The 19,891-nt window shown below is 58.5% G+C and carries 19 protein-coding genes; 11 read left to right on the forward strand and 8 right to left on the reverse strand.

Annotation, left to right across the window (positions count from 1 at the left end; all coding sequences use genetic code 11):
* Window positions 1-28 precede the first annotated feature (28 nt).
* The 5 genes from HY010_13775 (at window position 29) to HY010_13795 (ending at window position 4,273) form a co-directional block, all read left to right on the forward strand.
* Window positions 29-916 (forward strand): TIGR00730 family Rossman fold protein, encoded by an 888-nt coding sequence (locus HY010_13775; protein MBI3476796.1) that lies wholly within the window; start codon window positions 29-31, stop codon window positions 914-916.
* 65 nt (window positions 917-981) lie between these two features.
* Window positions 982-2,367 carry a M48 family metallopeptidase gene (locus tag HY010_13780; GenBank protein ID MBI3476797.1) on the forward strand — a complete coding sequence of 462 codons (1,386 nt, stop codon included), beginning with the start codon at window positions 982-984 and terminating at the stop codon, window positions 2,365-2,367.
* A 66-nt stretch (window positions 2,368-2,433) separates the two neighbouring features.
* A complete protein-coding gene (locus HY010_13785) occupies window positions 2,434-3,075 on the forward strand; it encodes a thiamine phosphate synthase (GenBank protein ID MBI3476798.1) in 642 nt (213 codons plus the stop codon).
* A gap of 128 nt (window positions 3,076-3,203) precedes the next feature.
* Window positions 3,204-3,938, forward strand: a complete 735-nt coding sequence (locus HY010_13790; GenBank protein ID MBI3476799.1) for a formylglycine-generating enzyme family protein — start codon at window positions 3,204-3,206, stop codon at window positions 3,936-3,938.
* Window positions 3,939-3,967: 29 nt separating this feature from the next.
* Window positions 3,968-4,273: a hypothetical protein gene (locus HY010_13795; protein ID MBI3476800.1), complete on the forward strand. Its 306-nt coding sequence runs from the start codon at window positions 3,968-3,970 to the stop codon at window positions 4,271-4,273.
* Window positions 4,274-4,292: 19 nt separating this feature from the next.
* Here HY010_13795 and HY010_13800 read toward each other — a convergent pair whose 3' ends face one another.
* From HY010_13800 to fabZ, 7 genes are all read right to left on the reverse strand, one after another.
* Window positions 4,293-4,910 (reverse strand): DUF1287 domain-containing protein, encoded by a 618-nt coding sequence (locus HY010_13800; GenBank protein MBI3476801.1) that lies wholly within the window; start codon window positions 4,908-4,910, stop codon window positions 4,293-4,295.
* 41 nt (window positions 4,911-4,951) lie between these two features.
* Window positions 4,952-5,986 carry an L-threonine 3-dehydrogenase gene (gene tdh, locus HY010_13805; protein ID MBI3476802.1) on the reverse strand — a complete coding sequence of 345 codons (1,035 nt, stop codon included), beginning with the start codon at window positions 5,984-5,986 and terminating at the stop codon, window positions 4,952-4,954.
* A 185-nt stretch (window positions 5,987-6,171) separates the two neighbouring features.
* Window positions 6,172-7,167, reverse strand: a complete 996-nt coding sequence (locus tag HY010_13810) for a Gfo/Idh/MocA family oxidoreductase (protein ID MBI3476803.1) — start codon at window positions 7,165-7,167, stop codon at window positions 6,172-6,174.
* Between the two features lie 98 nt (window positions 7,168-7,265).
* A complete protein-coding gene (locus tag HY010_13815) occupies window positions 7,266-7,739 on the reverse strand; it encodes a DinB family protein (GenBank protein MBI3476804.1) in 474 nt (157 codons plus the stop codon).
* A gap of 30 nt (window positions 7,740-7,769) precedes the next feature.
* Window positions 7,770-8,600, reverse strand: coding sequence for a UDP-2,3-diacylglucosamine diphosphatase LpxI (lpxI, locus tag HY010_13820; GenBank protein MBI3476805.1), 831 nt, complete (start codon window positions 8,598-8,600; stop codon window positions 7,770-7,772).
* A gap of 62 nt (window positions 8,601-8,662) precedes the next feature.
* Complete coding sequence (lpxA, locus tag HY010_13825; GenBank protein MBI3476806.1) at window positions 8,663-9,439, reverse strand: acyl-ACP--UDP-N-acetylglucosamine O-acyltransferase; 777 nt, start codon at window positions 9,437-9,439, stop codon at window positions 8,663-8,665.
* Window positions 9,439-9,933 (reverse strand): 3-hydroxyacyl-ACP dehydratase FabZ, encoded by a 495-nt coding sequence (gene fabZ / locus HY010_13830; protein MBI3476807.1) that lies wholly within the window; start codon window positions 9,931-9,933, stop codon window positions 9,439-9,441. The genes lpxA and fabZ overlap by 1 nt, the downstream gene beginning before the upstream one ends.
* A 172-nt stretch (window positions 9,934-10,105) precedes the next feature.
* On the opposite strand from fabZ, the gene HY010_13835 reads away from it, so the two are divergent.
* Window positions 10,106-11,200: a M20 family metallopeptidase gene (locus HY010_13835; protein MBI3476808.1), complete on the forward strand. Its 1,095-nt coding sequence runs from the start codon at window positions 10,106-10,108 to the stop codon at window positions 11,198-11,200.
* 200 nt (window positions 11,201-11,400) lie between these two features.
* Complete coding sequence (gene tatA, locus HY010_13840) at window positions 11,401-11,571, forward strand: twin-arginine translocase TatA/TatE family subunit (protein MBI3476809.1); 171 nt, start codon at window positions 11,401-11,403, stop codon at window positions 11,569-11,571.
* A gap of 35 nt (window positions 11,572-11,606) precedes the next feature.
* Here the strand turns inward: tatA and maf are convergent, their stop codons facing one another.
* A complete protein-coding gene (maf, locus tag HY010_13845) occupies window positions 11,607-12,164 on the reverse strand; it encodes a septum formation inhibitor Maf (GenBank protein MBI3476810.1) in 558 nt (185 codons plus the stop codon).
* A 125-nt stretch (window positions 12,165-12,289) separates the two neighbouring features.
* Between maf and HY010_13850 the strand changes: the two genes are divergently transcribed.
* The 4 genes from HY010_13850 (at window position 12,290) to HY010_13865 (ending at window position 19,882) form a co-directional block, all read left to right on the forward strand.
* The gene (locus HY010_13850) at window positions 12,290-12,862 is read left to right on the forward strand and encodes a hypothetical protein (protein MBI3476811.1); all 573 of its coding nucleotides are present in this window, start codon (window positions 12,290-12,292) and stop codon (window positions 12,860-12,862) included.
* A gap of 86 nt (window positions 12,863-12,948) precedes the next feature.
* Complete coding sequence (locus HY010_13855) at window positions 12,949-14,961, forward strand: amidohydrolase family protein (protein MBI3476812.1); 2,013 nt, start codon at window positions 12,949-12,951, stop codon at window positions 14,959-14,961.
* 166 nt (window positions 14,962-15,127) lie between these two features.
* Window positions 15,128-16,828: an IPT/TIG domain-containing protein gene (locus HY010_13860; GenBank protein MBI3476813.1), complete on the forward strand. Its 1,701-nt coding sequence runs from the start codon at window positions 15,128-15,130 to the stop codon at window positions 16,826-16,828.
* Window positions 16,829-16,975: 147 nt separating this feature from the next.
* Window positions 16,976-19,882: a protein kinase gene (locus tag HY010_13865; GenBank protein MBI3476814.1), complete on the forward strand. Its 2,907-nt coding sequence runs from the start codon at window positions 16,976-16,978 to the stop codon at window positions 19,880-19,882.
* The last annotated feature ends 9 nt before the right edge of the window (window positions 19,883-19,891 follow it).

A 19,891-nucleotide genomic window follows, 5' to 3' on the forward strand; every position in this document is an offset into this window, starting at 1 on the left:
GACGAATAGCGAGCGACCAACGACGCCTATGACCGACAAAATACTTCAGTCTGCTCCACTCGCTTACGAGAACGATCAATTTTTGGGCAGTCCGGACGGGCGCGTGCTGCGTGTGCTCTCCGAGTACATCGAGCCGCTCGCCCGTTTTCGCCGCGAACAGATTCAGGACACGGTTGTATTTTTTGGGTCCGCGCGCATTCAGAGCCAGCAGAAGGCGCTTCATAAACTTTCGGAAGTTGAAGGCAATGGAGTGCAGGCGGCGGCGCAGGAACAAGCGTCGAATATGAAGCGCGCGCAATCCGCCGTGGACATGGCGCGCTACTACGAAGACGCCCGCCGCCTTGCCTACATGCTGACCGAGTGGTCGATTCAGATTCCCGCCAAGCGCCGCCGTTTTGTTGTCACCACCGGTGGCGGTCCCGGCATCATGGAAGCGGCGAATCTGGGAGCCGAAGAAGCGGGTGGCAAGACGATTGGTCTGAATATCAATCTGCCGTTTGAACAGAATCCCAACCCGCACATTACGCCGTCGCTTAACTTCGAGTTTCACTACTTCTTCATGCGTAAGTTCTGGTTCGCCTATCTTGCAAAAGCGCTGGTGATTTTTCCCGGCGGCTTCGGAACGCTGGACGAACTCTTCGAAATCATGACCCTGGCACAGACGGAAAAGCTCGCGAAGAAGATCTTTGTCGTGATTTATGGCAGCGAGTACTGGAACAAAGTCATTAATTTCCAGGCCATGGTCGATGCCGGGGTGATCTCGGCACAGGATCTCGACCTGTTTAAGATCGTGGACTCACCGGAAGAAGGCTTTGAATTCCTGAAGGAAAATCTCACCAAGTACCACCTCGGCCCGCACCAGCCCAAACATACGGGAGAAGCGGCCACGCCGGAGATCGCCAAGACCCGGCCGTAAAATGCGTCATTGAACAAAAACGCGCGGTCTGCGTATAGACTCTTGTGTTTCGGGAGAACCACAAGATGACCTTACGAGCCACTTTGACGACCGCGCTTTGTTGTCTGGCCGTGTTTTGCATCGTTACGCCGCTAGCGCTAGCCGAGCCGCCAGCAAATCCCTTCGAAATCAAGACACCACCAGAAGCCCAGGCTACGACGAATTTCGACGCTGCCGCTGCCACGAATGCGTACCTGGCGGAGATTCCCGCCGATGCAAAGGCACGTTCCGACGCTTACTTCGAGGGCGGCTACTGGATGATCTTGTGGGACTTCCTCTACGGGGTCGTGGTCGCGCTGCTGCTGCTGAATCTGCGATGGTCCGCCTCGATGCGAAACCTGGCGGAACGAGTCACGCGCTTCAAGCCCCTGCAGTCGATCGTGTACTGGCTGCAGTACCTGATTCTCACGACCATTCTGTTCTTTCCGATAACGGTCTACGAGAACTACTCCCGCGAGCACAAATACGGGCTTGCCACGCAGACGTTTGGTCCGTGGTTCGGTGACTTCCTGAAAGATTTCCTGGTGAACGCCGTACTCGGCGCCATCCTCATCATGGTGCTGTTCGGCATTGTGCGACGACTCCCGCGCACGTGGTGGATCTGGGGATCGGTGGCGACCATAATTTTTCTGAGTTTCGTGTCTCTGATCGCGCCCGTCTACCTGGTTCCGATCTTCAACAAAGTCAAGCGGCTCGACAATCCGAAGATCACGCAGCCGATCTTGTCCATGGCACGGGCGAATGGAATTCCCGTCCACGACGTCTACGAGATGGATGCGTCCAAGCAAACGACTCGCATGAGTGCGAACGTCAGCGGTTTTGCCAGCACGATGCGCATCACGCTCAATGACAACCTGCTGCGGCGTGGATCTCCCGCGGAAATCCAGTCGGTGATGGGACACGAGATGGGGCACTACGTCCTGAATCATGTCTACAAGGGCATGATGTTTTTCCTCATCATCGCGGTAACGGCCTTCGCCTATCTGCGCTGGTCGCTCGACTGCTCCCTGCAGCGCTGGGGAGAAAAGTGGCAAATCCGGGGAATCGAGGACAGGGCTGTTGTGCCGCTCGTAATCTTGCTGGCATCGATTTTTTTCTTCGTCCTGACCCCGGTCCTGAACACCTTTATTCGCACGCAGGAATATGAGGCCGACATGTACGGATTGAATGCCAGCCGCCAGCCGGATGGTTTTGCGGAGGCGGCAATCCACCTCGGCGAATATCGCAAGATGAGCCCCGGCCCGGTCGAGGAGTGGCTTTTCTACGATCATCCCAGTGGCCGTAACCGGATTAATGCCGCCATGAGATGGAAAGCGGAGAACCTGCAACTTTTCACGGCGCCGTCGGTGAATCGCGAGGAAAAACCGGCACCGGTTCGTGACGACAAGAATCCAGCCGCCGTTTCCAAGTGAAAGCCCGTTGAGATAGGCCAGCAGTGACTTGGTCGAGCCGGATCTCGGTACACTGAAGCGGACGCCATGCGCCCGCTTTTGTATTACATCACCGACCGCTCCCAGTTCCCGGGCGACGAGTCTGCTCGCCATCGAACGGTGCTCGCGAAGATCGCCGAGGCCGCGCGTGCGGGCGTCGACTACATCCAGCTTCGCGAAAAGGATCTGAGTACTCGGGAATTGGAAGATCTGGCTCGTGATGCGGTGGAGGCCGTCCGCGAGAACTCCGACACTACCCGGTTGCTAGTCAACTCACGTGCGGACGTTGCCCTCGCGGTGGGAGCGGAGGGTGTCCACCTGCGCAGTGATGACATACCTGCATCGACTGCACGTTCCGTTTGGACCGCAGTGCCGGTTCGAAGCTCGCAGCTCGAGGCTCGAAGCCCGATCATCGCGGTCTCCTGCCACTCTCTGGAAGATGTCGAACGCGCCGAGTCCGAAGGAGCTGACTTTGCCGTGTTCGCGCCTGTCTTCGAAAAGGCGGGTAGCGCGCCGACGGGTCTGGCGGCGTTGCGCGCAGCCTGCAATGTGAAAATTCCCGTGCTTGCATTGGGAGGTGTCACGCTGGAGAATGCGGCATCTTGTCTCGAGGCTGGCGCGGCGGGGATCGCGGGCATCCGACTGTTTCAGGAGAAGAAGATAGAGGATGTGGTGCGTAGGCTGCGGTAATCGTAGTTACGTCGGACGTCCCTCCCGGACTTAAAATCTTTACTGCCTGGACCCAGCGCTAAAGCGCTGGGCTAAGTTCGGTCACCCCTCCGGGGCTTGCTTCCTGGCACACTGTGATTCGCCAAGTCATGCACGCGGCTCCAACGGAACGTCAATCGGATGCGATGGAAACAACCAGGCTAATCTCGATTCCCGCCGGCTCATTCCTCATGGGCAGCGACACTGGCCAAGACAACGAAAAGCCAGTTCACCGCGTCTCGGTTGACGCATTTCTTCTGGCTGCTTGCCAGGTTACAAACGAGGAGTACGCGCGATTTCTTGACGATACTCACGCTGCGCCGACGCCCTTCTGGACCGATCCCAACTTCAGCCATCCGAAACAGCCGGTGGTAGGAGTGTCGTGGTTCGAAGCGGTTCGTTATTGCGAGTGGCTCGGTGGCTGCACTGGTCAGCCCTTTCGTTTGCCCACGGAAGCGGAATGGGAGTATGCAGCTCGCGGAGGCCGCGAAAGCGCTCGATTCCCGTGGGGAGACGAGCCGCCGGAGTCTCGTGCAGGATATGCCGAGCGATGGAAGACAGGCCCGGAGCCGGTTGGCCAAAGTGAAGCTAGTGGATTCGGGCTCTTCAACATGTGCGACAACGTTCACGAATGGTGCAGCGATTGGTTTGATCCCGGGTACTATGCCGTCTCGCCGGAGAAGAACCCACGTGGCCCGGAAACAGGCGGCAGGCGCGCGTCTCGCGGAGGCTCGTGGCGCCATCACATCAAGATCTCCCGGTGTGCGGGGCGTTCCAGCATTCCGCCAGAATTTCAATATGCGGACTATGGCTTCAGGGTCGCGTGTGATGCCACAGTCGTGTAGCTTGTTAGCGTCGTCAGAAAGGGAACGTCATGGTTTCGCTACGCTCGATCGGAGTGATGTCCTGCGCCAAAATGATGGGCGCGATTTACGGATGCCTGGGCCTGATTTTCGTCCCGCTCTTCTTGCTGGGAGGATTTGCAAGCATGATGGTGGGCAGAGACGCAGCGGCTGCGTCCGGCGTGGCCATGCTGTTTATGGCAATTCTGTTCCCGTTCTTGTACGCGCTGATGGGCTTTCTCCTCGGCGCGCTCATGGCGTGGATCTACAACCTGGTTGCTGGATGGGTGGGCGGGATTCAGTTGGATTTGAGAACTAGAGTAGCCGTGTCGCCGTAGAATTTGTCTCTCTGCGGGATCACATTTGAGGTCCGTAGTAGCGATAGTGTCCGGTGATCTTCCAGTTGAAGAGCACGTCTTCCATCCTGGGCCCTTGTCCGATGTTGTGTTCGATCATGTATCGTCCGCTGGGGCCTTTGTGATCGACGACCATGCCAATGTGCGGCACGTTGCCGCCGAGATCGTAAGTCACAAGGTCGCCGGGGTTGTAGTCCGCCGCAGAAGTTGTGATCGGCAGTGTCTCGCCCTTGCGCTGAAAAAAGACCATTAGATTCGGTACTCGGCGGTGGTCGATGTTGGAGTCGGGCTTCCCGGAAACCCATCTCCACTTGCGAGGGTAGGCAGAAAAGTTTTTCTCCATGTCTTCGTGTACTTCTTTCTGAAGATCGATTCCGAGCGCTCGATAAGCGCGGATCACTTCGTCAGTGCACACGCCCTTATCGGCGGGAACATCTCCTGCGGGATATGGGATTCGCACATACGCAGGGTCGTATCGAACGGTATGTTTCGTGCGCTCGTTGGCAGCAATGACCAGGCGTCGCAGAAACAAAGCGTGAGAACTCTCACCCGGTGCTGGCTGTGCCAGACCTCCAGCGCGAAGCAGAACGATCACACACAAGAGAATCCGAAAGCGCATTGCCACACCTCGAAGCCACAGACCATTCATCCGGCCTTCCTTCAGGCGGCGTCTTTCCAGTCGAGGATCACCTTCGCCGCATTCCCGGTTTCCATTGCGGCGAATCCCTGCTCATAGTCCCGCCATGAGAAGCGGTGCGTGATCACCGGTGAAATATCGAGACCGGACTCCAGCATCACAGTCATCTTGTACCAGGTCTCGTACATTTCGCGTCCGTAGATACCTTTGATGGTCAGCATGTTGAAGATCACGGTGTGCCAGTTGATCGCCATTTCAGAGGCCGGAATCCCGAGCATGGCGATCTTCGCGCCGTGGCTCATGTTGGCGAGCATGTCGCGAAAGGCAGCAGGCGACCCGGACATTTCAAGGCCGACATCGAATCCCTCGTGCATGCCCAGTTGCTTCTGCACTTCCTGAAGCGGCGTCTTTCGCGGATCCACAGCCATGGTAACGCCCATTTTTTCCGCCAGCGCCAGGCGATACGGATTCGGATCGCTGACCACGACGTGGCGCGCCCCGGCGTGCCGCACAACGGGCGCCGCCATCAGTCCAATGGGCCCAGCTCCCGTAATCAACACATCTTCCCCCAGCACGGGGAATGACAGCGCGGTGTGCACCGCGTTGCCAAAAGGATCGAAGATCGCCGCGATCTCGGGATTGATCTTCGGATTGTGCCGCCAGATATTGGTCATTGGGAGAACGATGTATTCGGCGAAGCAGCCGGGCCGGCCCACTCCGACTCCCTGGGTGTGCGCGCACAGGTGGCGGCGGCCGGCCAGGCAGTTGCGGCAACGTCCGCAAGTCACGTGCCCTTCACCGCTGACCAGTTCTCCGACCCGGTAGTCGTTCACGTTCGATCCGACCGCCACAATCTCGCCAACGAATTCGTGTCCGATGACGAGCGGCACCGGTATTGCGGACTTCGCCCAGTCGTCCCATTGGTAGATGTGGAGATCGGTCCCACAAATGCCGGTTAGATGCACGCGAATCTTAACGTCGTTGATTCCCATTTCCGGTTCCGGAACGTTCTCTAACCAAAGACCACGCTCCGACCGGCTTTTCACTAGAGCTTTCATGATGAGGCTTGCCTACCTTCAAGCGAACAAGAATTCGCCGCGGATGACGTGGAGTCGAAATCGAATCCACCGGTCCGCGGGCCTGTATGGGTTGTAACACCAACTGGGTGCAGCCGTGAAGTGAGGGACCGCGGTGTCCAGATTTTGCGTCTGATTGGACACTAGCCATCACGAACTCAAAACTTCTAAACGCCTATTCTTCCGGCGTGGCGATTGATCGCCGAGAGAATGGCGAGCGCCAGTTCGAGGGCGTGTGCGCCATCTTCCAGAGACACTATGGGACGGCTGCGGTCGTGCACACATTGCAGGAAGGATTTGATCTCCGCCAGCAGCGGCTCTTCCGCGGTGATCGCGGGCTTGCCTACTTGAATCTGCGGATTCACACTGGGCTGCGCGGCGACTCCCTTGGCATCCCCAACCGAAAAGACGAGCACATCCTGACGTCCGTAGTCGATCGAGATGTATTGGCCGGGCTGGAAGAGGCGCAGTTTTCGTACGCGCTCGGTTGATACGCGGCTGGCAGTGAAGTTCGCCACGCATCCGGACTCGAATTCCACGCGCACGTTCGCAATATCCACTTTGCCGGAAAGGATCGGTAGCCCGACTGCTCGAATTTCTTTCACCGGAGATTGCACGAAGGCGAGAACGATATCGAGATCGTGGATCATCAGGTCGAGGACGACGTCAACATCCAGCGCGCGGGGCGTGAAGACACTCAGGCGATGGATTTCGAAAAACATGGGCTGCGTGATGAGCGGCAAGGTGGCGCGCACGGCGGGATTGAAGCGCTCGAGATGTCCGACCTGGGCAACGCGCTTGTGATTCTTCGCCAGCAACAGCAATTCGTTGGCTTCCGTCTGCGTGGACGCCAGCGGTTTTTCGATGAGCACGTCGACGCCGGATTCCATCAAAGCACGTGCAACGTCGAGGTGCTGTACGGTTGGAACCGCGATGGACGCGGCTTGCACCTCGCTGTGCGTGGTGAGCATCTGCTCGATCGAGCCGAAAGCTTTGCAGTCAAACTCGTGGGCGACTGCATCGGCAACGGCCGTGTTGGGATCGACTACTCCAACCAGCCGCACGCTGCCTGATTTTTCCAGTTCGTGATAGACGCGGGCATGATTGCGTCCGAAAGCACCTACGCCCACTACCGCGACATTGATCGGAGATTGGCTGCTCAGAAACGTACTCCAAACCTTGCAGATGAATGTCGTATTGTCGCAGCTTCACAGCCCGATGGGAAAGTTAAAAAGTGTTCCCGTCCGCTAGCATACCGATTTCAAGCTGCCTTTTTCAGTAAAGCGATTTGCCCCGCATGATAGAGCGCATGCTGCGCCGCGCCGTGGAGCATGTAGTAGACGTTGTACCAGTCCGGTTCGCTGAGTTTGCCGACTACTTTCTCGGAAAGACGCGCGTCGGGAAAGGCAGCAACAGCCTCGACGAGCTCATTGTGAACTCGCTTGGCATTTTCAACCGCGCGTCGCCACGCTCCTTCGCTCGGATCCATCACGGACGGGAAGTTCTGTTCCGCGGTAACTTCCACTGCTTCGCCGTTAAGCCGACGGCGGACGGCGCTGTCCCAGGTGGTGATGTGGAGAACCAGTTCCCAGATGGTATGCGCATGTTTCAAGGGACGTGCCGCGGCCTGCGCCGCCGCTACGCCGTCGAGAATCTCAAGGAGTGAATCGCCATGCCAGGCGTCTCCCTGGAAAGCGCGGCGAAGCTGGTCGGCGATGCGGGTGGTTTCGGACATGGGTGCGCTCCTTGAAACTTTCTGGTCATATCAGCTGGCAACAATGCTGATGTCCGCCAGATCTGCTGCCTGTGACACGGCCGGGCCATCAATTAACAGGCACCGTCCTGCGTCGACCGCCAGGCAACTGGCACCCGATTGTCGCATGACTTCGATCGTCTTCACGCCGACGACCGGCACATCGAAGCGCATGTCCTGATTTGGTTTGGCGATCTTGACGATCGTAAGAGCGCGGCTGAGCGTGGACGCCCCGCCTTCAAGCGAGCCCATGAGTTCGCCGGCGCGCGCGATGGTGGCGTCGGTGCCCTCCATGGCTTCGACCGCGACACAGGCGTTTTCCGCGATCACGACGGTCTGTCCAATGTCGTATTGCGCGAGTTGATGGGCGACGGCGCGTCCATAATCGATGTTCTTGCGTTCCTGCTCGGACGGGGCGCGTTTCGTGAGCACACCCGATTTTGCGAGCAGCGGTTCGAGCAGTGCCGTCGAGTTCTCGAGCATGATGCCTTCGTCGGCGAGAACCTTGGCAACCGCGCCGAGGAGAGAATCGGTGTTGCGTGTGGCCACCGAGAGCAAGAGTTTGGCGAGACGCCAATCGGGCTTGATGCTGGAGAAAATCTGCTTGTGCTTGACTTGTCCAGCCATGACGGCGCGGGTAACGCCTTCGGCTTTGAAGGTGTCGATCAGTTTGGAGAGTTCTCCGAGAGAGAGCCAGTGAACGGCTGAGGCGCCTTTGGATTCGATTTCAGGGAAAGCCTCTTCTTTAATCGCGGCGACGATCACTTCGTAGCCCTGCGACTTCGCAGCGTCCAGGACCAGGAAGGGGAATGTGCCGTTGCCAGCGATGAGGCCGAGTTTCATCTATTGGATTCCGGGTGCGGTGCCGTCCCTTGTGGGACTCAAGTCTCAGCTGATCGGGCGATTTATTTGATCACTCCACGTTCGGACGCTTCGATGAATTGAATCAGGCGATCGACGTCTTCGCCGCGATCCGCTTCGGCTTTCAGTTTTGCCAGCGCTTGCGACGTGTTCAGCTTTGAAGCGAGCAGCACTTTGTAAGCGTGGTGCAATTTCTTGATGCGCTCTTTCGTGAAGCCGCGTCGTTCCAGGCCGACGGCATTGAGTCCGTATGCGCTTGTTCCGCGGTCGGCGGAAGTTTTCGAAAACGGCAGGACGTCACGCGTGATCGTACTGCCGCCACCGATGATGGCATGCATTCCGATGCGCACGAAGTGATGGACCGGGCAAAGCGCACCGACGTTGGCCCAGTCCTCGACGGTGACATGTCCACCGAGCGTGGCGGCGTTCGCCATGATGATGTGGTTGCCAACCTGGCAATCATGCGCGATGTGCGTATAGGCCATGATCAGGTTGTGATCGCCGATTCGAGTGACGCCTCCGCCTTTGACTGTTCCGCGATTGATAGTGACGAATTCGCGAATCTCGTTGTGGTCGCCGATCTCGAGCCGCGTGGGCTCGCCGGCATAAGAAAGATCCTGTGGCGCCATGCCGATTGAGGAGAAGGGAAAGAACCCGTTGTCTGCGCCGATCTTCGTGGGGCCGTCGATCGCGACGTGAGAAACAAGGTGGCAGCCTTTTCCTAATTCGACATCGGCCGCGATGACGCAGTAAGGCCCGATCTTGCAGGATGGATGAATCCTGGCTTTGGGGTCGATGACTGCAGTGGAGTGGATGCCCACTACTCAGCCTCCGTCTTGCCTCCGCCCATCACGCGCGGCACGAGTCGACAGGTGACGGTAGCTTCTGCGACCAGTTTGTCGCCGACATACACTTTGCCTGCGAGCCGGGCAGCGGTCACGCGGAACGCCCGGACCTCGGCCTCGATGCGCAACTGATCTCCCGGAACCACGGGTCGGCGAAAACGCGCTCGCTCGATGCCGGTAAAGACAACGAGTAATTCGTCGCGATTGGGGATTTCGGTCAGCAGCAGCACGCCCCCAGCCTGCGCAATGGCTTCCACGATCAGCACTCCGGGCATGATAGGCGTTCCCGGAAAATGTCCCTGAAAGAACGGTTCGTTGACGGTGACATTTTTCACCGCGACGATACGCTTGGTCCGCTCCAGTTCCACAATGCGGTCGATCAGCAAAAATGGATAGCGATGCGGCAGGAGCTTGAGAATGTCGCCGATCTCCATCACAGTCCTGGGCGGCGTCTGCGGGTCAGTCGTCATGACAGTGGTGTTCATCATTCATTCAGCATTAAGTTCAGAGGCGAAGATTATACTGTAGCGCACATTGCAGGAGTGAAGTTGAGTGGAGAACATGAGTCAGGTCAGAAAACCGCCGTTGATGCAAAGTGAGGCGCGAAGCCGGCTGTCCTATTTCCATGATCGGCGAGACGCGATGGTCGCCACGATTCGCGAATTGGTCGAGATCGAATCCCCCAGCGATCACAAAGCATCGGTGGATCGCCTGAGCCAGATCGTCGCCCGGAAGTTTGCGGATCTGGGAGGCGCGACAAGATTTCACCCGGCGAATGAGTTCGGTAATCATCTACAGGTGGATTTCCCTGGGAAATCGCCGGTCAAGCCGGTACTGCTGCTCGGTCACTATGACACGGTCTATTCGCTCGGCACGCTTTCGACGATGCCCTGCCGCGTCGCAGACGGAAAGCTGATGGGGCCGGGTGTCCTCGACATGAAGTCCGGCATTGCTCTGATGCTGCATGCGCTCGCCTCGCTCAAGGACTGGCATGGTGAATTGCCGCGTCCGGTTACGGTGCTGCTGGTATCCGACGAAGAAGTGGGTAGCGATTCTTCGCGGAAGATTACTGAATCGCTGGCGAAAAAATCAGCGGCGGTTCTCGTACTCGAGCCTTCGTATGGACTCGACGGCAAAGTGAAAACCGCCCGCAAGGGTGTTGGCGAGTATCAGGTGAAAGTGACGGGTAAGGCATCGCACGCGGGTCTGGATTTCCGGAAGGGTGTGAACGCGATTGTCGAACTCGCTCGGCAAATTGAAAAGATCTCCGGCTTCACCGATCTAAAGAAGGGACTGACGGTGAACGTCGGAATCGTAAGCGGCGGCTCCCGAACCAATGTAGTGCCGCCCGAAGCGATTGCCCAGGTGGATGTCCGCATTGCGCGGTTGAAGGATGCGGCGGGAATCGACAAGAAGATGCGTGGATTGCGTCCGTTCAATCGCAAATGCAAGGTCGAGGTCACCGGCGGAATCAATCGTCCTCCCATGGAACGGACTGCCGGGGTGGCAGGACTGTATGAAGTTGCGGTCGGCATTGCACGCGAATTGGGATGGAAGCTGGGTGAAGCAGCGGTTGGCGGCGGTTCCGATGGAAACTTCACTGCGGGATTGGGTATACCAACCCTCGATGGCCTGGGGGGCGTCGGGGATGGCGCTCATGCCGTGCACGAGCATATCGTGATCGAGGAATTGCCCAGGCGGGCGGCGCTGTTGGCCGGGTTGATTGAGCGGGTATGACGGTTGAGACGGGGCAAGCCCCGTCTCTACGGCGAACTCACGCAAGCCCCGTGAAACCCTTCAAACTGCAGAATTGCGCCCCTCGGCGTGGCAGTGGACGATGGTTCTTTGACTCGCGGTCTCCACTCACCTAGAATCTAAATGGGGACGAAAGATGTATGGCCCGCCTCGGGCGCCGGGCGACCCCACGGAGGTAGTTCATGTTTGGTGGAAAAATTGGGTTGCCGGAACTGTTGCTGATCCTGGCCGTCGCATTGCTCATTTTTGGACCGAGCAAGCTGGCTGATCTGGGCAAGGGCCTCGGCGAAGGCATCAAGAATTTCAAGTCCTCGATCAAAGACGGCGAAGACAGCGCCGACAAGAAGTCCTAATCGATTTTGTGCGGGGCGGACACTCCTGTCCGCCTTTAACCCACTCCCTGTTCTCGCAACATCTTCCATACCAGCGCCACGGGCAGTCCCACGACATTGCTGTAGTCGCCGTCGATGCGCGGAATCCAGCGCGAGGCGATGCCCTGGATTGCGTATGCCCCTGCCTTATCCATCGGTTCGCCGGTAGCGACGTAGTCCGCGATTTCTTTTTCGCTGATTGCCGACATCGTGACGGAGGTCGTCTCGCTGCCCACCGTGGCCTGGCCCCCGACCATCAGACAAACTCCTGTGATGACCTGATGTTCGCGTCCCGAAAGCATGCGCAACATGCGGGCGGCATCAGCCGCGTTCGCCGGCTTGCCGAGAATCTTGTTGTCGATGACGACGATCGTGTCGGCGCCCAGCACGGCGTCCTTTGGAGACTGACGCGCGACCGCCAGCGCTTTCTCGCTCGCCAGCCGCTCGGCGCAGGCTTTGGCAGATTCATCCCGAAGTGGATCTTCGACAATGTCCGCGGGCTGCACTTCGAATGGAATCCCGGCGGCGCGAAGAAGTTCCTGGCGGCGGGGCGAGGCAGAGGCGAGCACGAGCATGAAAGATATTCTAAGGGGATTTACAGCGGTTAAGGAATCAGCCCATTCAGAAAGCTGATCCAGAGAAGAAGAAGCGCGGGTATAGACTTAAGTTACGGTGCCCGATCCTTGCTGGGGGTGTCCCGATGCTCAAGTCGCGTTTTTTTCTATTCCTCCTGCTCTCGATCCCCGCAACCTGTTTTGCCGGGGACGTTCTCGCCAAGAACACTCGCCTCGAAGTTCGCTTGGACCAGAATCTCGGCTCTGACATTTCAGCGCCTGGGCAGAATTTCACCGCGACGCTGATCCGCTCGGTCAAGCTGGGCGGAAAGGACGTTCTGCAAAAGGGTGCAGTCGTGGAGGGGATCGTCAAGGACGCCGAATCCACGCTCAACTATTCCCGTGCCGGCGAGCTTGCACTGCAGCTTACGTCCGTGACATCGGGAGGAAGGGAAATACGCCTGACCACCAGCATTCTGACATTCCAGGGCAGAGCGCGGCCCATCAATCCAACTACTGGCAAGCAGGACGATCGCGGCGCACGCGTCGAAGATGCAACGCGGGCTGCGGGCGGCGTGCTCGGGGGAGCCAACACGAATACGACGCACACGATTCCCGGAACCAGCATTTCTGTTGGGCCGTCGACGCCTTCCACGGGCATGCAGGTCATTCTTCCGGCGAAGTCCAAACTTGTATTTACGGTTACTTCAGCGGACTGAAGCCGTCATTGGTGAGTTGCCGGAGCAGAAGGCGCCGCTATTCCGGGCTTCTTGTGACGTTTCGGGAGCAATGGCGTCTATTCCTCATGCTTGGAATAGCCCGTCACTTCGTCTACGCATTCCTGTTTTGTGCCCTGTCGGTCAGTACATTCGCCAGTCCACCGCCTGCGCAATCGAACACCATTGTGATTTCGCACGTGAACGTCATTCCGATGGACACGGAGCGCGTGCTCGAGGACCGTACTGTAATCGTCCGCGACGGGAAGATATGGAAGATTGCGGCAGGGGAAGGTTCAGAGCCGCCTCCGAAGGGCGCTCTAGTTATCGACGGGCGCGGCAAATTCCTGATGCCCGGTCTGGCCGATCTGCATGTGCATTTATTCTCGAGTGACGATCTCCCGGCCTACGTCTTCTATGGCGTGACCACTGTCTTGAATATGGACGGCGGGCCGCAGCATCTTCGCTGGCGTACTCAAGTTCGAGACGGCAAGATTCTCGGTCCGGCCATCTACACTGCCGGCCACACCATCGACGGGTTTCCTCCGCTGAACGAAATGTTTCTCACCGTGGAGACTCCGGAGCAAGGCCGTGCACTCGTGCGCGAGCAGAAGCGAGCGGGCTACGACGTCATCAAGCTTTACGGAACGCTGCGCCCAGATGTGTTTCGCGCGATTCTCGATGCCGCCGTGCAAGAGAAGATTCCGGTCGTTGGGCACATCAATCGCCAGGTGGGAGCGCTGGAGGTACTGAAGTCCTCGCAGGCATTGGCGGCTCACCTTGAGGACTTGCTGTTTGCTCGCTTTGATCATCTCCCGAGTGATGCCGAACTGGAGGAGTTTGCGGCTGCGATTGCGCAATCTCGCATCACGGTGACGCCCAACCTGAACGTAAATCCCACAAACATTGCGCAATTGGAAAATCTGGATGCGGTCCTTAAATCGCAGCCTGCAAAACTTCTTTCTTCTGCGGCTTACTCACAGTGGATGCCGGCCAACAACCGGAACGAGCGCAACGACCAGACGCCCCAACAAATTGAAATGATGAAAGGCTCGCAGCAAATGCTGTACAAGATGGTGCGGCTGCTGCAGGCAAAGAACGTACGTCTGGTTTTGGGGACAGATGCCGCGCCTTACGGATTCCCGGGACTCTCGGCTCATCAGGAATTGCAGGAACTGGCGGAGGCGGGCTTCACTCCGTATCAGGCGCTGCGGACCGCGACGCTCGACGCCGGCTCATTTATCGCGGATACACTCCCAGGCTCGCCTCGGATTGGCACGGTGACTGAAGGTGCAGAGGCCGATCTGCTGTTGCTGTCTTCGAACCCGCTGACCGACATCAAGCACACAGGCGACATCGCAGGAGTGATTTTGCGCGGACGCTGGTTGTCTGCGGATGAAATCTCAAGCCAGCGCACCGCGACCGAGAATCGCTTCGCGACGGTCAAGCGGGAAACGGAGCGCATCGACGCTGCACTCGATTCAGGAGATACGGGGCCAGCCGAGGAGTGGGCAAAGAACAGTAAGGCTGAGTCCCCGTGCATCGCGGAATGGGTGCTGATGTCGAAAGTGCGCAAACTTCAGGGCAAAGATCTTCCGGCGGCGATTCGGATCGCTCGTCTCGATGCCAAGTGGTATCCCGAATCGTTCTCGGCGAGATATCTGCTCGCGGACCAGTTGTTTCAAGCGGGCACTTTCGCAGAGGCATCCAAAACTGTGAAGGAGTCGCTCACGCTCGAGCCGCACAGCGCAGCCGCGCTGAATCTTGTAGAGAAAATTGCCATGGCGCAGCAACCTACACGCTTCAACGCCCCGGGGAGTTACAAGATCGAGTATGTGAACGACCAGTCCCACGATGCTCAGAAGGTGGAGCTTGTCATCGAGGGAAATGCTAAAGGTCCGTTTCATGGGAAAAGCATTCGCGGGAGCGACACAAACTCACTTCAATCGTTGACCGTTGGCGGAGACCGCCTGTGGGCGGTGGCAAATTCGGGCTATGGTCCGCTGGAATTTCGGATCACCGTGCACGGGGACGAACTCAGCGGGTACTGGGCGGGGCCATTCGGGCAAAACGGTACGCTGCGAGGAACGAAGTCGAAATAAGCGGGAGCCTGTTAAGTGCCCTTCTAGCTCTCCTGTTTTCTGGCGTCTGACGTCCAAAAATTCTCCGATTTACTGAGCCGTTTTCCGGCCGTTTCTCACATGTGTAGGTGAGGGCAAAACACCGTCGCCGCTTTCCCCCCGCGCAGAACCCTCTCAGGAGAACCCTATGTCTCTATCCAGCCTGTATTTAGGTCGTCCGGCTGTCTCTTCTCAATGGAATCTGCGTAGTTCCTTTCTTGCGGCGTCGCGCTTGACGGTATTGCTGGTCTTCGCCGTGTGGATCGCCGTCTGCCTGTCCGCCGCGCCCCTCATGGCCCAGATCTACACCGACCTGCACGACTTCAACTGCCTGACAGAGGGTTGCCAGCCTGATTATCCTGCGATCCTGGCGCAAGGACGGGACGGCAACCTCTACGGGACGACACAGCTTGGCGGCACGAACGGGCTCGGCACTGCGTTCAAGATCACGCCGTCGGGGACGTACACAACGCTCTACAACTTCTCCACCGGTCCCGACGGCTTCAATCCGGTCGGCGGCCTGACCCTGGGGACGGATGGCAACTTCTATGGCACCACGAGCAGCGGCGGTGCGGCCAACCTGGGTACCATTTTCAAGATGACGCCTGCCGGGGTGATCACCACGCTGTACAGCTTCAGCGGCCCGGACGGCGGCAGCCCTCGTGGAGCGCCGATCCAGGGGAAGAACGGACAGTTTTACGGCACCACCTGCTCGCAGTTTGGCCCGTGGACCGCGTACTCGATCACGACTTCCGGCAAGTTCAAACTACTGACAAAGTCAATTCCGCCCTGCCCGTTCGGCGGACTGGTCCTCGGTACGGATGGGAGCTTTTATGGCACCTCGCAGGTTGGGGGTGATACCTACCGGGGAACGGTCTTCCGCATGACTCCGGCGGGAGGGGTGAAGATTCTCCACAACTTTGAGTACGTCGACGGAGCCTATCTCTATTCGCCAGTGGTGCAGGGCAACGACGGCATGCTGTATGGAACGACATCGGGCGGCGGTTCTGGCCAGGGCGGCGTGATCTTCAAAATCGCCACCACCGGCAAGAAGTTTCTCGTCATGCATGAGTTTGACGCTACCTCCCAGACCGATGGGGCAACTCCGTTCGCCGGATTAGTGGCGGCGAACGATGGGAAGTTTTACGGAGCTACCAGCGGCGGAGAAAACTTCGGGCAAACACCGGCTGGTACGCTGTTTCAGATCGGCAGCAACAGCGCCTACACGATGCTGCTGCCATTCGATGGAACGCATGGTGGAGAGGACGAAGCCACGCCCATGCAGCACACGAATGGCACGATCTACTCCGTCACGCAGAGTGGCGGCCCTTTTGTCACCAACGGCGTTGTGTACAGCCTGGACATGGGCCTAGCCCCATTTGTGTCTCTCATGACGCGCTGGGGCACGGCCGGACAAACCGTTGAAATTCTCGGCAACGGATTGACCGGAACCACGGCAGTGCACTTCGGGTCGGGCTCGGCGACCTTTAATGTTGTCTCGGATACCTATATGACCGCGGTCATCCCCGCGGACGGGACCGCGGACTTCGTAACCGTGACGACGCCGTCGGGCACGCTCACCAGCAACCGTACGTTCTTCGTCACTCCTGTGATCAGCGCGATCGCTCCGGCGAGCGGCCCAGTTGGGACGATTGTCACCATCACAGGTTCAGGGTTGGGCGGCGCCACTCAAGTGAAATTCGGTGCTGTGAAGGCGACGAACTACACCGTAAATTCCGGGACGTCGATTACAGCCACTGTTCCGTCGGGAGCCAAGACAGGGAAAGTCGCAGTGACCACGGCTGGCGGGACGGTTTCGAGCAAGGCGGTGTTCACGGTTACGCCGTGAAGGCATGCTCCCTTGCGGAAAAAGTTCAGGGCGCTCGGATCCTCTGCTTTCTTTGACTTGGCGCACGCTACCACGTAATATTCGCGGACAGTGATCGGCCAGACCATTTCCCATTACCGCATTGTTGAGAGGCTAGGTGGCGGCGGGATGGGTGTGGTTTATAAAGCCGAAGACACTCGCCTGCGCCGTTTCGTTGCGCTGAAATTCCTCCCCGAAGAAGTCTCCCGAGACCCGCAGTCGTTATTGAGATTCCAACGCGAAGCGCAAGCGGCCTCGGCGTTGAATCATCCGAACATCTGCACGATCCATGACATCGGGGAACACGAGGGACTCGCCTTCATCGCCATGGAGTTTCTGGATGGCATGACCCTTAAGCACTTCATCAACGGGAGACCGATCGAATCGGATCAATTGCTGGCGCTGGCGATTGAGATCGCCGACGCCCTCGATGCCGCGCACGCCGAGGGCATCGTGCATCGCGACATCAAGCCGGCAAACATTTTTGTGACCAAGCGCGGACACGCGAAAGTCCTCGACTTCGGCCTGGCGAAAGTTTCCGGACCCGGCCGGGACTACAAAGACGTAACCCTCGCCACCGTGGATGACCAGCATCTCACCAGCCCAGGGACGGCTCTGGGCACAGTGTCCTACATGTCTCCCGAGCAGGCCCGGGGCAAGGAACTGGATGGGCGTAGCGACCTGTTTTCTTTTGGAGCGGTACTGTACGAGATGGCCACCGGCACGTTGCCGTTCCGCGGAGACACGTCGGCGGTAATTTTCAATTCGATTCTGGAGCGCGCACCCGCGTCCCCGGTTCGGTTGAACCCGGAGGTTCCTGCGGAACTGGAGCGCATCATCAACCGCGCGCTGGAGAAAGACCGCGACCTGCGCTACCAGCATGCGTCCGAGATGCGTGCGGAGTTGCAACGACTGAAGCGCGATTCGGGATCGGGCAAGAAGGCTATCGTCGAAGAACCACTTCCGGAAATGGCGGCGTCATCCGGGTCACAGGGATCAAGTCAGCGCGCCAGCGGAGCGGCTTCGGCCACGCCGCAATCTTCCTCTGCTCAGGCGAGAGTATCGGCTTCGCAGCCGGCTGCGGCTTTTTCGACGTCGGGATCGGCTCCGACCTCCGCGAGTCCGACGGCATCCTCCAGGTTGCCGTGGGTGGTTGCCGGTTTACTCGTGGTCGCAGCGGTGGCCGGAATCTGGTACTGGCGCTCTCGCGCAAATTCGATGCTGACGGAGAAAGATTCCATCCTGCTGGCGGATTTCGTGAACACCACCGGGGATTCCGTATTCGACGGGACTCTGAAGCAGGCCCTCGCAGTGCAGCTCGAACAATCGCCGTATCTGAACATTATCCCGGATCAAACCGTCCGCAAGGCTCTGCAATTCATGGGGAAGGCCGCCGAAGAACGGGTGACCGGTGCGGTCGCGCGCGAGATCTGCGAACGCGAGCACATCAAGGCCATGTTGAGCGGCTCGATTGCCGCACTGGGCAGCCAGTACGTCGTCGCCATCGACGCCACCAACTGCGCGACCGGTGATTCTCTCGCCCGCGAGCAGGTGACGGCGGCTTCGAAAGAAGCGGTACTACCGGCGGTGGGTAAAGCGGCTTCGAGCTTGCGTGGAAAGCTGGGCGAATCGTTGACCACGATTCAGAAATTCGATACCCCCGTGACCGAAGCCACCACGTCGTCGCTCGAAGCCCTGAAGGCATTCGCCGCTGCCGATGTGATGCGCAATGGCGGGGGTGAAGCTGAATCGCTTCCTCTTTTCCAGCATGCGGTCGAACTAGACCCGAATTTTGCCCTGGCGCATGCGCGATTGTCGGCGATTTACTCCAATCTGGGCGAAGAAGATCACGCGGTAGCGAGCGCCAAAAAGGCCTTCGATCTGCGCGACCGGGTCAGCGAACGCGAGCGCTTCTACATTGATGACCATTTCTATTCCGCCAACGGTGATGTTGAAAAAGACAAAGAAACTCTGGAATCAGCCATTCGGACCTATCCGAACGACGCCAGTGCCTACACCAATCTGGCGTTGATCTACAACCTTTCCTACGGGCAATTCGACAAGGCGCTGACGCAGGCAAGCGAATTCGTCCGCCTCGAACCCACTGCTCCCTTTGGTTATGTCCACGCTTCCAATGCATACGTGGGGCAAAATCGGATGGAAGAATCACGCGCCATGCTGCAACGGGCGGTGGATGCCAAGGCCGATAACCTTTTTGTTCACCAGTCGCTGTTTCAATTGGCTTCTCTGGACGGTGACAGCGACGGCATGCAGCGCCAGATGAAGTGGGCCGAAGGCAAGCCCAGCGAGTACCTGCTGCTGAACGAGTCCGCCGGTGTGGCCGCAGCTCATGGACAAATGCAGAAAGCGGACGGATTGATCCAGCGCTCGATGCAGGTAACGGATCGCGCCGGTTTCAAAGAAACGACCGCGGACACGCAGGCAGCTTGGGCCGTAGTTCACGCCGAAATCGGGCAGGTCGCAAAGGCAAGAGAGTTGGCGGCAGCAAGTTCCGCCGCCGCGCACGGTCGGGCCAACATGGTCTCCGTTGCGCTGGTCCTGGCGATGACCGGGGATACGACCCGCGCACCGGCAATCATGGAGGATCTGGGACGTCGGTTCCCCTCGGACGTGATTCTGCACAATGTCTCAATCCCGGAAGTAACGGCATTGGTGGCATTGAATCGCAAGAATCCCGACCAGGCAATCACTGCACTCCAAGCTGCGACGCCTTACGAATTGGGTATTGCCCAGGGACTGCTTCCGATTTACATCCGAGGCCTGGCGTACCTGCAAGCAAAGCGCGGACCGGAAGCGGCGGCAGAATTCCAGAAGATCGTTGACCATCGCGGGATCGCAATCACGGCCCCCGAACACTCGCTGGCTAAACTCGGCTTTGGACGGGCTTACAACCTGACTGGAGATTCCGCGAAGGCTCGATCCGCTTATCAGGATTTCTTCGCTGTTTGGAAAGACGCCGATTCCGATCTTACCGTCCTCAAAGAAGCCCAGGCCGAGTACGCGAAGATCAAGTAGCGGGACGAG

Source organism: Acidobacteriota bacterium (assembly GCA_016196065.1).
In the GTDB taxonomy this organism is placed as follows: Bacteria; Acidobacteriota; Terriglobia; order Terriglobales; family Acidobacteriaceae; genus Acidiflorens.